This window comes from Flavobacterium flavipallidum, from assembly GCF_038289905.1.
GTDB classification, from domain to species: Bacteria; Bacteroidota; Bacteroidia; order Flavobacteriales; family Flavobacteriaceae; genus Flavobacterium; species Flavobacterium flavipallidum.
In genome coordinates, this window is the sequence record NZ_JBBYHU010000003.1 from 62,029 (window position 1) to 76,356 (window position 14,328).

Genomic DNA, 14,328 nt, shown 5'->3' on the forward strand with positions numbered 1-14,328 from the left:
AAAACTGATACTGAATACTGATACTGAATACTAAAAAAATATGCTTAAGAGCTTCAAATTATCCATGCTTTCGTTGCGAATTCGAATTTTCCTTTCGATGATCGTAGTGATAATTGTTGCTTCAGTATTATTGGCATCCATTTCAATAATTCAGTTTAAAAGTGAGGCCAAAGAATACCATCGTGAGCGCTTGGAACGCAAAGAGAATGCGGTTAAGGAACATATTAATTACATTCTTTCTACAACAACCTATCCTCTTTCAACAGAGAATTTAGATTTAATTTTCAAGGATAAAATTCATGAATTAGCACATATTCACAATAGCGAAATTAATATTTATGACTTAAATGGTAAATTATTAAAATCCTCTAAAGAATCTTTTTCAGTAGATAAAGTCGCTCCCCCTGTTCCAAAATACATTTTAAAACTGGTGCGTTCCTCGATTGAAAAGCGTTATGTGGATATTAAAACCATTAACGGAATTAAAAATCGCTCTTCTTTTACCCAAATTAAGGATGACAGATTTAAACCGCTGGGTGTTTTAAACCTACCTTATCAGGAAGATGATGGTTTTTATGACAAAGAATTAAATAGCTTTTTGATCCGGTTAGGACAGGTGTATTCTTTTATGCTTATTGTGGCTTTTGCCTTGGCTTATTTTCTTTCGGCTTATATTACTAAATCTTTGAAAACCATTTCAGACAAGTTAAACGAAACCCGTTTGAATAAAAAGAATGAAAAGATTTTACTTTCTGCCAGTAGTAAAGAAATCAATTTGTTGATTAATGGTTATAATCAAATGGTGGATGAGCTGGAAAAAAGTGCTGTAAAATTAGCTCAAAGTGAAAGAGAAGAAGCCTGGCGCGAAATGGCAAAACAGGTGGCGCATGAAATTAAAAATCCGCTAACGCCCATGCGCTTAACCGTGCAGAGTTTTCAACGCCGATTTAATCCCGAAGATCCAAATATCGTTCAAAAAATGAGGGATTACTCCGAAACACTAATTCAGCAAATTGATACCATGAATTCAGTAGCTTCGGCATTTTCTAATTTTGCTTCGATGCCGGCTCAGCAAAACGAGACTTTGAATGTGGTTGAGGTTGTCGAATTGGCCTTGGATATTTTTAATGAAAATCAAATTGTTTTTGAAAGTGATGCCAAGGAAATAATTTCTAAGATTGATCGTACGCAATTAATCAGAATTATCACTAACTTAGTAAAAAATGCTATTCAGGCTATCCCGGAACAACAAGAGGAGAAGAGGGTGGCAGTTTCGGTTCGAAAAGAGAATAATAACGTGTTGATTGTTGTTGAAGATAACGGAATTGGAATAAAAACAGAAGATGTCAATCGTATATTCGAACCTAAATTTACCACAAAAAGTAGTGGAATGGGATTGGGATTAGGAATTATAAAAAACATTATCGAAAACTATAAAGGAAGCATCAACTTTGATTCCGAATACGGCACTGGAACTCGTTTTACGGTTTCCTTACCCATTATTAACTCTTAAATCTACGCAATGAACTACCAAAACATTTTGATTGCAAAAGAGCATAATATTGCAACCATCATTATCAATAGACCTGATAAGTTAAATGCCTTAAATAAAGTTACGATACAGGAATTGCATCATGCATTTTCAGTATTGGAAACACATCATGATGTTCGAGCTATTATTATAAGTGGAAGTGGTGAAAAAGCTTTTGTTGCTGGTGCAGATATTGCCGAATTCGCTGAATTTTCAGTAGAAGAAGGAATTCAATTATCGGCGCAGGGACAGGAAACCCTGTTTAATTTTGTTGAAAATTTAAGAGTGCCTGTTATTGCGGCCATCAACGGATTTGCTCTTGGTGGTGGATTAGAATTGGCTATGGCCTGTCATATTCGTGTGGCTTCAGACAATGCTAAAATGGGATTGCCGGAAGTGTCCTTAGGTGTAATTCCCGGTTATGGAGGAACACAGCGTTTGCCACAATTAATAGGCAAAGGTCGTGCACTTGAAATGATTTTGAGTGCAGCCATGATTTCGGCGGAAGAAGGGTATCGAGTAGGCTTGGTAAACCACATAACAAAACCGGATGAATTGTTGGATTTCTGTTATGAAATAGCTCAAAAAATCATTAAAAATTCTCCGGCTGCTATTGCTATGGCTATTCATGCCGTTAATGCTAATTTTAGGGAAGGAGAGAATGGTTATGAAACTGAAATTAAATCCTTTGGTAAATGTTTTGGTACTGTAGATTTTAAAGAAGGAACGAAAGCCTTTTTGGAAAAAAGAAAAGCGGTTTTTACAGGGGAGTAGTTATTAGTGGCCAGTCCCGAAGTTTCAGAAGTAGCAGCAGTTGAGTGTTGATAAATAATAGTATTGTGGATAAACTTATTACAGTTTTTATTTTGTTAGTTTTTAATTTTGGTTTTAGTCAAAATGAAAAAGAAATTAGAAAATCTTTGAATAAACTATCAAAAGAATATTTAACCGAAATGTATATTAACAAAAAATATGATTCCATATCTAAAATTTGGGATAAAGGAATGTTAATAGAAATCCAAAGCTATTATGTAAAAAGTAATGAAGGAAGTTTTTTAGATTTGGTTTTAGTTAACAAAATAAAAACTGATTTAGACAAATATTTTAAAAATTTAACTAAGTTTCATTTGGATAAAATATTAGATATTCAAATTGAAAAAATAGATAATATGGTTATTGGAAATGTTTTTTTTGAATATCAAGAAACTATTAAAAGTAAAACTGAAAATATTAAAACGATGTTGACTTTTATTTCTCCAGATAATGGAAATAATTGGTCAGTCCAGGATTGGAAAATTAAAGATATAGTTGATAAAGTTAACAGGGAATTATATTGAGAAATAAGATGCTATTACGTTAACGGATTAATTTTCTTATTAGAATTAAAAATTAAAAAAATACAATGTCATACGAGCCTATTTTTGCGCTTTTTTGGGAAAGAGTAAAACAAAGTTTAGAAGATAAAACTTTTGCCAAATTAACGCTGGCAAAGACCATTGGTGATACCGAAATCAAGAATGTTTACGTTCGTCCAGTTTTGCTGGAGAATGATGAGATGAAAATGTCAGTTATTTGTCGTTTTAAAACCGAAGAGACTGAAAATTTTTATACTTTAGATGAAACCTATCCCATTTTGTGTTCGTTAATCAATAAGCCTTTTTTAAGTGCTTTGTTGTTTACCAGCGAAGAGGATGTGGTTTTTAAACTCAATAAAAAACGAGCTGGAAGTATTACGGAACAAGCACCAACTTTTCTGAATCCTTCGGATGTAATTCTGGAAATGAAAAATAAACTTTTGTAGTTTAGCATTGTTTTCATTGAGTTATAAAATACTATTTAAGATGCCCCTATCTATATAAAAAACGAAATCATTAACCTAAAAAGTACAATTATGGAACAGCCTAATTTTTCATATATAAATAGTTTCTCAGGCGGAGATAAAGAATTTGAAAAAAAAATATTTGAGGTTATTAAAGCCGAATTCCCAATAGAAAAGGCGAAGTATTTTGATAATATTGCTTCAAATAATTTCGAATTGGCCTCAAATGATGTTCATAAAATGAGACACAAAATAAGTTTATTAGGGCTTGAAGAAGGTTTTAATCTTGCAACGCAACATGAATCAAATTTACAAGCTGATAATAAAAATCTTCATGAAAAGTATTCGGAAATTTTAAGTGTAATGGGACGTTTTTTAGACGCACTCTAATAGGTTAATTGTTAAGTTTTGAAGCCCAAAGTTATGTTTAATTTCGAGTGTAACTTTATGGTGTTTTGAATTTTCACGATGATTATTTGTAAAGCTATTCTTTATATTTTGAAAAATAATTTATAAGCTTTTTTGTGGTGTTTTACGCTTTTAATTGCTATTCCAAAATGAAATAATATTTGAAGTTTACTGAAGTAATACCATTTTTTCTCTAAAAGTCAATTTATCCGTATTTAAAACTCAAAGAATAGTAACTAAATTCTTTGAGTTTTTTTTATGTAAATACTTGAATTATAGTTAGTTGCTGTTTTTTTGTTTAATCAACTTTTCTTTCATTAGCCGTTTCAATAAAATTTTTGATTTTTTTTTTTAAGAAAATATTAGGATTGATTTTTTTATTACATTTATAACGAAAAAATTTTTACGAATCACAGTTAAATATGTATTTAATCGTATTTTATTGCATTTGGTCTATTTTTTTTATTCAAAATCTTTTATTTTCTAGGTCTAAAAAATCTAATTTTTTTTCACCGCACAAATTATTTTTTCTTGATGGTCTCTATAGGTAAATTAATATAAAAATTAAAAATATGAAAATTGTAATAGTAGGAAGCGGATATGTAGGATTAGTAACAGGAGCTTGTTTTTCTGAGGTTGGTATTGATGTATGTTGTGTAGACATAGATCGTACTAAAATTGATAATCTAAATAAAGGGATTATTCCAATTTATGAACCAGGTTTAGAGGATATGATTACCCGAAACATGAAAAAAGGGCGATTAAGTTTTACTACTGATATTGCTTCAGCTTTAGTAGATGCCGAGGTTTTGTTTATATCTGTAGGTACACCACCAGATGAAGATGGAAGTGCTGATTTAAAATATGTTCTTGCTGTTGCAAGAGATTGCGGAAAATATATTAATGATTACCTGTTAGTGGTGACTAAGAGTACCGTTCCGGTAGGAACTTCTCAAAAAGTGAAAAAAGCTTTGCAGGAAGAACTAGATAAACGAAATGTATCGATAGCATTTGATGTAGCTTCAAACCCGGAGTTTTTAAAAGAAGGTGCTGCAATTGATGATTTTCTTAAACCGGATAGAATTGTGGTGGGCTTAGAAAGTGAAAGAGCTGAAGATTTGATGAAAAGTTTGTACAAACCATTTACTCTTAACGGTCATCCAGTTATTTTTATGGATATTATTTCTGCAGAAATGACCAAATATGCTGCAAATTCAATGCTGGCAACAAAGATTAGTTTTATTAACGACATAGCCAATTTGTGTGAGATTGTTGGTGCTGATATCAACAAAGTACGAAAAGGAATAGGTTCAGATTCTCGTATAGGTAATAAGTTTATTTATCCAGGAATAGGTTATGGTGGTTCTTGTTTTCCTAAAGATGTTAAGGCATTGATACAAACAGGAAGCGAGCATAATTATGATTTACGTGTTCTTAAAGCGGTAGAAGCGGTTAACGATGATCAAAAATTAGTGCTGTTTCATAAAATTATGAATTATTTTAATGGTGAAGTTCAGGGTAAAACAATTGCACTTTGGGGACTTTCATTCAAACCACAAACTGATGATATGCGTGAAGCACCATCATTATATATCGTAAAAAAATTATTAGAAGCAGGTGCTATAGTTAAAGCTTACGATCCAATTGCAATTAATGAAGCAAAGCATCACTTTGGTGACAGTATTTCTTATTGTGATGATCAATATGAAACTTTGATTGATGCTGACTGTTTAGCGATACTTACAGAATGGCCAGAATTTAAATTTCCAAACTTTAAAATAGTTCAAAAATTACTAAATACAGCAGTGATTTTTGATGGTCGAAATATTTATGACAAAAAAGAAATGAAAGATAGTGGTTTTGAATATTTCTGTATTGGTGTAGATACAAGAATTGATAGTATGCAATTAAATTCATAGTTATGTCTAGAAAAAAAATTCTTGTTACCGGTGGCGCTGGATTTGTAGGATCCCATTTGTGTGAACGTTTGTTAAATGAAGGAAACGAAGTGTATTGTTTGGATAATTATTTTACCGGACAAAAACAAAATGTGGTGCATTTATTAAACAATCCTTATTTTGAACTTATTCGACATGATGTTACTGCGCCGTTTTTTATAGAAACAGATGAAATTTACAACCTAGCATGTCCAGCTTCTCCTGTTCATTATCAGTACAACGCTATAAAAACGATGAAGACTTCTGTGATGGGAGCGATTAATATGTTAGGTCTTGCAAAAAGAGTAAATGCTAAAATTTTACAGGCATCTACAAGTGAAGTATATGGGGATCCATTAGTGCATCCGCAAACTGAAACTTATTGGGGACATGTTAATCCAATAGGGGAACGCGCTTGTTATGATGAAGGAAAACGTTCGGCAGAAACTTTGTTTGTAAATTACCATAAACAAAACAACGTTAAAATAAAAATAATCCGAATATTTAATACTTACGGACCTAAAATGCATCCAAATGACGGACGCGTAGTTTCTAATTTTATTGTTCAAGCGTTACAAAATAAAGATATAACGGTTTACGGAGAAGGAAATCAAACACGCAGTTTTCAATATGTTGATGATTTAGTTGAAGGGATGATTAGGTTAATGAATTCAGCTGATAGCTTTACAGGCCCTGTAAACGTGGGGAATCCCAACGAATTTACAATTCTTGAATTAGCTCAAAAAGTTATTGAATTGACCGGATCAAAATCTAAAATAATTTTTCAGCCATTGCCTTCAGATGATCCAATGCAAAGACAACCTGATATTACTTTGGCCAAAAAAGAACTTGATTGGTCTCCAAAGATTAATTTAGATGAAGGTTTATTAAAAACTATAGATTATTTTAAATCCATAGTTTGAGTTATAAAAGCATGATTTAGTTTTAAATACTTAAAAGGAATAATTATGAAGAAAAAAATTTTAATAGTAGATGATGAAGTAAGTATTTGTCTTTTATTAGAAAACTTCCTTTCAGCAAATTATGAGGTAGTTACTATGAATAGTGGTTTAGATGCATTATTGTGGCTTGAAAATTCTATCCCGGATTTGATTATAAGCGATATTCAGATGTCAAATATGGACGGTTATGAATTTTTAATACAACTACGTCAGCGTGGCTTTACAAAGCATACTCCTTTTATTATGCTCTCTGGGAAATCAGAAAGCAAGGAACGTATAAAATGCTATAAACTAGGAGCACAAGACTATCTCACAAAGCCTTTTAATCCAGAAGAATTAGATGAATTAGTTAAGAAAAACCTCTATCCAATACATTATGCTATTGAGTGGTAGAGGATTAATTAACTCAAATTAAAGCCTTCAACATGAATCAAAATCGTACTATTTTATATATCGGAAATACTAAAGGATATTTTGATGTTATAGATCAGCTGCATCAAGAATGGTCGAAAATTATTTTGCATAATAGCATAGAAGCTACCAATTATCTAAATAAACAAAAACAACCTGATGCCATCATTTGTGAATACAATTTGCCAGGAAATGATGGTATATTTCTTTTTGATTGGATAAGAAAAAATAAAGCATTTGATGATATTCCCTTTATTCTTTTGTCTAAAGAATTTAAAGAAGATATTTATAAATTAGCTTTTAAAAAACATATTGATGATTTTTTTGTCATATCAGTAACTGACCCTTTGATTATCTTAAAAAGGATTGCGTTTCTATGTAATCACAAAAAAGCCTTAAATGTAAAAAAAGAGCAAATCACTATTGATGAGGCATATAAAATGCCGCTGTCAAAACGTATTTTTGATATTTTCGTAGCTTCATCAGTTCTATTAGTTGCCTCTCCTTTTTTACTGTTAATAATACTAGCCATTCGTTTAGAATCTAAAGGCAAAGTTTATTATATATCAAAAAGGGTAGGGCGCAAAACATTTGATTTTTATAAGTTAAGATCAATGCGTACCGGTTCAGATGAGTTATTAAAAAAATTAGCTCAGGAAAAAAATCAATACAAGAAAGATGAGGTAAAATTAGAGAATAATCCATTAGATATTCCTTGTCCAAAATGTAGTGCATTACCTGAAGGACAAACTTGTTCGCCGTTGATGTATATTGATACGCATGCAATTTGTGATTATTGGTTTAATGTTCAAAAACAAGAAGCGGCAAAAAACAATTCTACTTTTGTTAAAATCGTTGATGACCCTAGAGTTACAAAGGTTGGGAAATTTATTAGAAATACCAGTATAGATGAATTACCACAACTAATCAATGTGCTTAAAGGTGATATGTCTATTGTGGGCAATAGGCCATTACCTGTATATGAGGCCGAATTAATAACGGGAGATGAGATGTCAAAACGTTTTTTAGCTCCTCCTGGAATTACGGGCTTATGGCAAGTAGAATTAAGAGGTAAAGGAGGAAAAATGTCAGAAGAGGAAAGAATACGCCTTGATAACGAATATGCAGATCAATTTAAAGGCAATAATTATTCGTTTTGGTATGATATGAAGCTCATTTTAAGAACAATTCCAGCATTACTTCAAAAAGGTTCTGTGTAATTAAGGTTTACTCGTTATAACATGAAAAACTTAGTAAAAGTAATTTTAATCGTAACTATTTGTTTGTTTGGGGTTACGATTTCAAAAGCACAATCCAATAATTCAGAAATTAAGGAAGATATAGAGTTGCCTTCACTTCAGCGAATCATAGATTCTGTTCTAAATCGAAACGCTATGTTGAAATATAGAAATCAACACATAGGCGTAAAAGAAACCACTTTAGCATCCGAGAAGATTTATTGGACTAGAAATTTTGGTATTCAAGCAGATTCAAAGTATGGTAATTTGAATAACTTTTCGACAAATTCAGATGCACAAGGAAATACAGCTGTTTTAACAACTTCAACACAATTCAATTATAGTGTAGGGGTATACCTGAAATTTCCCATTTTTGATTTTATCAATAGAAAACATCAAGTAGGATTAGCTAAACTAGAAGTAGAAGAAGCTAAGAGCATGGCTAAGTCTCAAGAAGACGAGATTAGACAAACGGTTATTAAGATGTATCAAGATTTAATTTTGAAACAAAAAGTATTAAAGATTAAAGCTAAAACCTTAGCTGACGGAAAAGTAAATATGCAAATGGTAGAAAGGGAATTTCGTAATGGAGTTGTTCCTGTTGCAGAATATGTGCGAATTACAAGCATTGCTTCAAATGTAGAAGTGGATTATGAATTAGCTAAATCTGAATTTATTACAGCAAAAAAACTTTTAGAAGACATGGCTGGTTTTTCATTTTATCAATAAGTCTAAAAAGTAAACATGAAAATTATTGAATTTATAAGATTAATAATGAGGCATTTGGCAATTTTAATTGTATTGCCATTGTTTCTTGCATTATTAGTTTTAGTACTTACAAGTAAACCTAATTTTGAATATACATCACAAACGGTACTCTACACTGGTTTAGCAACTGGTTCTTCAATTGAAATGGATAAAGCGTTCAATTATTTTGCTACAAATACCGCTTTTGATAATCTTATAAATATCATCAACTCAAGAGAAACTCAGGAGGAAGTAGCCGTTCGATTATTTGCTACTCATATTATGCTCCCTAAGCCTAATCCAAAGTATATTTCAAAAAAATTATGGGAAGAACTGAGGTTAAAAGTTCCAAAAGATATTTATAAATACATTGAGAGAGGAAACAGTCATAAAGTTTTAACAGCTGATAGTGTTGACGTATATAATTCATTACCACCTGAAATCAATCGATACAACTATGAAAAAACGGTTCAAAATTTATTAACGTTAATGAAAAGTAGTAACGATAATTATATTTATGAGTTGCTCAATTATGAAGACGATAAACATTATTCTCTAAAATCCTTATCAAGTATTCAAGCTATTCGTATTAATAGCAGTGATTTGATAAAAATGAGTTATACAGTAGATGATCCGGGTATTTGTCAACAAACACTTGAGATTTACAATGCTATTTGTATCAAAAATTATAAAAATATTAAAGAGAATCGTTCTGATGCAGTAGTAAAATATTTTGAAGAACAATTAAATCAGGCAAATAAAACCCTAAAATTAGCCGAGGATAAACTTCTTGAGTTTAATAAATCGTACAACATTATTAACTATTACGAACAGAGTAAGGCTGTGGCGGTAGTTAAGGAAGATATGGAGGTGGATTATAATAATAAGAAGGCACAATTGGCAGGTACTGATGCATCTACAAAAAGACTCGAACAGAAACTGAATATTCAAGACCAAATTCAAACACAAACGAATAAAGTTCTTGACAAAAAGAAATTATTGGGAGATATTAATTACCAAATTGCTTTTAACGAATCAAAGTTAGAATCTAAACCTGATGAGTATCTTTTAGCTAAGAACAATGAATTAAAAAGACAAAGAGAATCTTTAAACAATGAGATAAACAAAAGTGTTGATGATATTTATCGTTATCAAAATTCAGTTGATGGAGTGCCATTAAATAAACTCCTTCCTGACTGGATGAATAGTGTTGTTCAATCTGAAGATCTTAAGGCTAAGATTGATGTAATGGACAAGCAAAACAAGGATTTTCAAAAACAATATGCTACTTATGCTCCGGCTGGTGCAACTATTAAAAGATTAGAAAGAGAAATTTCAGTTTCTGAACAGGGTTATTTAGAATTACTACACGGACTCAATCTGGCCAAATTAAAATTGCAGGACAACGAAATGTCTTCTAACCTAAAAGCGATTGATCCGCCGTTTTATCCTCTATCTCCTAACCCTACAAAAAGATCTTTATTAATAATTGCAGCGGCTTTAGTAGGTGGTATATTGACCTTAGCCATTATTTTGATAATGGAATATTTTGATGATACGTTAAAAAATGCAGCTAGAGCAAGCAAAAAATTAGGATTAACTGCTTTAGGTATGATGCCTAAAATGATTCTAGATCCCGGTAAAGTGAATCTAGGATTCATTAGACAAAGACTAATAGAGATTATTACTCAAAATATATTACAGTATTTTGGCTCTAATCCATCTCCTAACCCGGTGAAGAGTATCGTGGTGTTTAGTACGCAAAGAATGGAGGGAAAAACAGTTTTGGCAGGAAATATTGCCAAGACATTAAAGCAGGAGGGGAAAAAAGTATTGTTGCTTAATTATGATAATAAGCAAAAACCAATTGTTCAACAAAGAAAGTTTCCACTTATCAATAAGCTTTTTGGGTATCCGGATCCAAGGATAGATTTAGATAATCCTTTCTTAGCCGATGTAAGTACTTATTTGGACAAATCAGAATACCATTCGTATAAAATAGATCATCAATTTTATCAGGCAAAAAGCTATTTGGACATCGTAGAGCAAAATAACATCTCACTTGATTATGAGCCTGATTTTGTAATCATTGAATTGCCGGCATTAATTTATAATAATTATCCAGCTGATTTAATAACTCAGGCTGATTTAGGTGTTTTAGTGTGTCGTTCCAATAGAATTTGGATGGAAGCAGATCAATCAGCAATTCAAAATTTATTAACAACGGCATCCTCTAAAATTAAATTCATTGTTAATGGTGTAGGTATCAACGAAACAGAATCGCTACTGGGTGAACTTCCAAAAAGAAGAAGCAGGTTTAGAAAGAAAATTAAAGCAATGTTTAAATTCCAGTTTTTTACAAAAAATCAAATTTAAAGTGTTGTAGATGAAAATGCTAAAGAAAATAGTAAGAGAAGATAATTTTCTATCATTGACAGGAAACGTTGTGATTGCTATCTTGGGTATTGGAGGATTTGCACTTCTTGCCAGGAGTTTTTCACAAGATGTTTTTGGTCAATGGGTACTGTTTATTTCTGCAAGTTCATTCGTGGAAATGTTTCGATTTGGGATTACAAATACAGGATTGATTCGATATCTTTCAGGAGCTGATGGTTCTTACAGAGTAAAATTAATAGGTTCTAATGCATTAATAAGTTTAGGCGCAACTGTTGTTATTGCAGTGATTTTAATTCTGTGTAAAGTATTATTTCCTGAGGCGATTCAGCATTCGGGATATGATATGTTTTTTACCTGGTATCCTTTATTGGCATTTTTAAATCTTCCTTGGAATGTAGCTTTAGTTGTGTTGCAAGCAGATAGAAAGTATGTCCAAATTTTAGCTTTAAAAGCGATTAATAGTGGAGGAGGTTTTTTAATAATATTGTTTCATTATTTGATAATGCCACTTGGTCTTAATGAATTAATTATAGCTTTGGTTGTTATCAATGCTATTACATCACTTATTAGTTTGCTTTTAGGATGGGATGGGATATTTTATATCCAAAAAGCCAGTAGTGAAACAAATAGAGAGTTATTACACTTTGGAAAATACACCACTTTTACTTTGATAGGAACTAATTTATTGCGAAGTGTGGATACTTTAATTATTAGTTTAAGCCCATTAGGGAGTGCTGCTGTTGCTTTATATAGCATTCCTTTAAAGTTAACAGAGTTACAGCAAATTCCGCTTAGAAGTTTTGTTGCAACTGCATTTCCTAAAATGTCTAAAGCTAGTTTATTACATCAACTTGATGAGGTAAAGAGTTTATTTTATAGTTATTCAGGGGCATTGACCTATTTTTTCGTAGGAATCAGTTTAGTGACATTTGTTTTTGCTGAATTCTTTGTTCTGCTAATAAGTGGTCACAAATATTTAGTAACAGATCCTATTACAGGATTTAATGTTGTTGCCATTGTTAGAGTGTTTTCTTTGTATGGATTGTTACTGCCTATTGATCGAATGACTGGCGTAAGCTTAGACAGTATTAATAAACCAAAAATCAACGCTATAAAAGTTTTTGTAATGCTTGTTGCGAATATAATTGGTGATTTGATCGCTATTTTTATATTCAAATCATTAATTCTGGTTGCTATAGCTTCTATATTTTTTACCATAATTGGAATTTGGTTAGGAATGTACTTTCTCAACAAAGAGTTATCACTGTCTTATTCGGCCATTTTTACAAAAGGAATTTTGTTTTATGTATCTCTATTTAATAAAATAACTCACAATCGATATGAGCGTTGTGTGAGAATAGAAAATAATATTAGATAATGAACGAGAATAATAACATCAATCCATTTGAAAACCATTCAGGTTCAATGAATATATCTAAACCGATGTATTTATTGCTGCTTTTTATGGTGTTTTCTGTATTTGGGATTCTCGTAGTGAAACTAGGAATAATTGGTATAGGAGCCATTTTAGCCTTGTTGTTTGGCGCTGTATTCTTTTATTATTTATTCTGTTTTCCCATAATAGGATTTTATGTTGCAATTGCTTTAAATTTCCTTCTTCTTGGCGTAGGAAGGTATATAAAGGGCTTACCATTGGGTTTTGGAATAGATGGCATACTCGTTTTGACTTATATTGCTTTATTTATAAATAAGTTTTGGGAAAAAATAGATTGGACACCTGCCAAAAAAGACATTACTTATTTATGCATAATATGGTTTGGATATTCACTTTTTGAAATTATCAATCCTGAAGCCAGAAGCATTGAGGCTTGGATTTCGGGTAGGGGAATTGCATTTTATCCATTACTTTTTATTCCGTTAACACTTTTGTTTATTGATACCAATAAAAAATTAGATTATCTCTTATACGTTTGGGGTTTTTTTTCAATTCTAGCTACTTTGAAAGGAATTATGCAAATGGTTTTTGGAGTTGATTTTGCAGAGCAGGAATGGTTAAATGAAGGAAGTTACAAGACACATATTCTATTTGGAAAATTAAGAGTATTTTCTTTTTATAGTGATGCAGGCCAATTTGGTGCAAATCAAGGATATACTGGAGTTGTTTTTTTAATTTATGCACTGTCTCAAAAAAAGGCATTCGCTAAGTTTTTTTTCATTTTAGTTGGCCTTTTAGGAATATATGGGATGGTAATTTCAGGTACTAGGGGAGCATTAAGTGTGCCGATATTTGGATTTATGACCTATTTTGTATTAAGTAAAAATGTAAAAGTAATTGTCATTGGGGTTGCGTTTTTAGCTGCTGTATTTGTGTTTTTTAAATATACTACTATTGCTCAGGGAAATGCTCAGGTAAGGAGAATGCGAACGGCTTTTGATCCTAATGATGCTTCCTTACAAGTAAGGCTTGAAAATCAAAAAATATTAAAAAATTATCTGGCTTCAAGACCATTTGGAGGAGGAATAGGTCATGGCGGTACCAAAGCTCAAAAATATTTGCCTAATGCTTTTCTTTCTAATGTGGCAACGGATAGTTGGTATGTATTAATTTGGGTTGAACAAGGTATTGTGGGCTTGTTACTTCATCTCGCCATACTTTTTTATGTGATGATTAAGGCAAGTCTTATCGTAATGTTCAAGATAAAGGATACTCTTTTAAAATATAAAATAGCTGCATTAATAGCCGGGATGGCCGGGATAATGGTGGCATCTTATGGTAATGCCGTTTTAGGACAAATGCCTACTGCCTTGTTAATTTATGCTACTATGGCTATTATATTAAATACTGAAGTATTTGAGAAAGAAAATGAAGAACAACAAAATGTATTGAATGAGTCACTAAATTACTAAACTAACCTAA

13 protein-coding genes are annotated in these 14,328 nt (G+C 31.6%); all 13 read left to right on the forward strand.

Going from position 1 to position 14,328, the window contains the following annotated elements; all coding sequences use genetic code 11:
- Positions 1-40 precede the first annotated feature (40 nt).
- The 13 genes from AAEO59_RS02545 to AAEO59_RS02605 all read left to right on the forward strand — a co-directional run bounded on the left by AAEO59_RS02545 (position 41) and on the right by AAEO59_RS02605 (position 14,318).
- The gene (locus AAEO59_RS02545; protein WP_407934913.1) at positions 41-1,513 is read left to right on the forward strand and encodes a sensor histidine kinase; all 1,473 of its coding nucleotides are present in this window, start codon (positions 41-43) and stop codon (positions 1,511-1,513) included.
- A gap of 9 nt (positions 1,514-1,522) precedes the next feature.
- Entirely contained in the window at positions 1,523-2,305 is a 783-nt protein-coding gene (locus tag AAEO59_RS02550) for an enoyl-CoA hydratase/isomerase family protein (RefSeq protein ID WP_341699181.1), read from the forward strand.
- A 65-nt stretch (positions 2,306-2,370) separates the two neighbouring features.
- The gene (locus AAEO59_RS02555) at positions 2,371-2,868 is read left to right on the forward strand and encodes a hypothetical protein (protein WP_341699182.1); all 498 of its coding nucleotides are present in this window, start codon (positions 2,371-2,373) and stop codon (positions 2,866-2,868) included.
- Between the two features lie 65 nt (positions 2,869-2,933).
- Entirely contained in the window at positions 2,934-3,332 is a 399-nt protein-coding gene (locus AAEO59_RS02560; protein WP_341699183.1) for a hypothetical protein, read from the forward strand.
- A gap of 90 nt (positions 3,333-3,422) precedes the next feature.
- Positions 3,423-3,740 (forward strand): Hpt domain-containing protein, encoded by a 318-nt coding sequence (locus AAEO59_RS02565; protein ID WP_341699184.1) that lies wholly within the window; start codon positions 3,423-3,425, stop codon positions 3,738-3,740.
- A 590-nt stretch (positions 3,741-4,330) separates the two neighbouring features.
- The gene (locus tag AAEO59_RS02570; protein WP_341699185.1) at positions 4,331-5,677 is read left to right on the forward strand and encodes a UDP-glucose dehydrogenase family protein; all 1,347 of its coding nucleotides are present in this window, start codon (positions 4,331-4,333) and stop codon (positions 5,675-5,677) included.
- A gap of 2 nt (positions 5,678-5,679) precedes the next feature.
- A complete protein-coding gene (locus AAEO59_RS02575) occupies positions 5,680-6,618 on the forward strand; it encodes a UDP-glucuronic acid decarboxylase family protein (RefSeq protein ID WP_341699186.1) in 939 nt (312 codons plus the stop codon).
- 45 nt (positions 6,619-6,663) lie between these two features.
- Positions 6,664-7,050 carry a response regulator gene (locus tag AAEO59_RS02580; RefSeq protein ID WP_341699187.1) on the forward strand — a complete coding sequence of 129 codons (387 nt, stop codon included), beginning with the start codon at positions 6,664-6,666 and terminating at the stop codon, positions 7,048-7,050.
- A gap of 32 nt (positions 7,051-7,082) precedes the next feature.
- A complete protein-coding gene (locus AAEO59_RS02585; protein WP_341699188.1) occupies positions 7,083-8,288 on the forward strand; it encodes a sugar transferase in 1,206 nt (401 codons plus the stop codon).
- Between the two features lie 21 nt (positions 8,289-8,309).
- Positions 8,310-9,035 carry a TolC family protein gene (locus AAEO59_RS02590; protein WP_341699189.1) on the forward strand — a complete coding sequence of 242 codons (726 nt, stop codon included), beginning with the start codon at positions 8,310-8,312 and terminating at the stop codon, positions 9,033-9,035.
- Positions 9,036-9,050: 15 nt separating this feature from the next.
- Complete coding sequence (locus tag AAEO59_RS02595) at positions 9,051-11,429, forward strand: exopolysaccharide transport family protein (protein WP_341699190.1); 2,379 nt, start codon at positions 9,051-9,053, stop codon at positions 11,427-11,429.
- A gap of 10 nt (positions 11,430-11,439) precedes the next feature.
- A complete protein-coding gene (locus tag AAEO59_RS02600) occupies positions 11,440-12,828 on the forward strand; it encodes a lipopolysaccharide biosynthesis protein (protein ID WP_341699191.1) in 1,389 nt (462 codons plus the stop codon).
- On the forward strand, positions 12,828-14,318 hold the full coding sequence (locus tag AAEO59_RS02605) for an O-antigen ligase family protein (protein ID WP_341699192.1): 1,491 nt from the start codon (positions 12,828-12,830) through the stop codon (positions 14,316-14,318). The genes AAEO59_RS02600 and AAEO59_RS02605 overlap by 1 nt, the downstream gene beginning before the upstream one ends.
- Positions 14,319-14,328 lie beyond the last annotated feature (10 nt).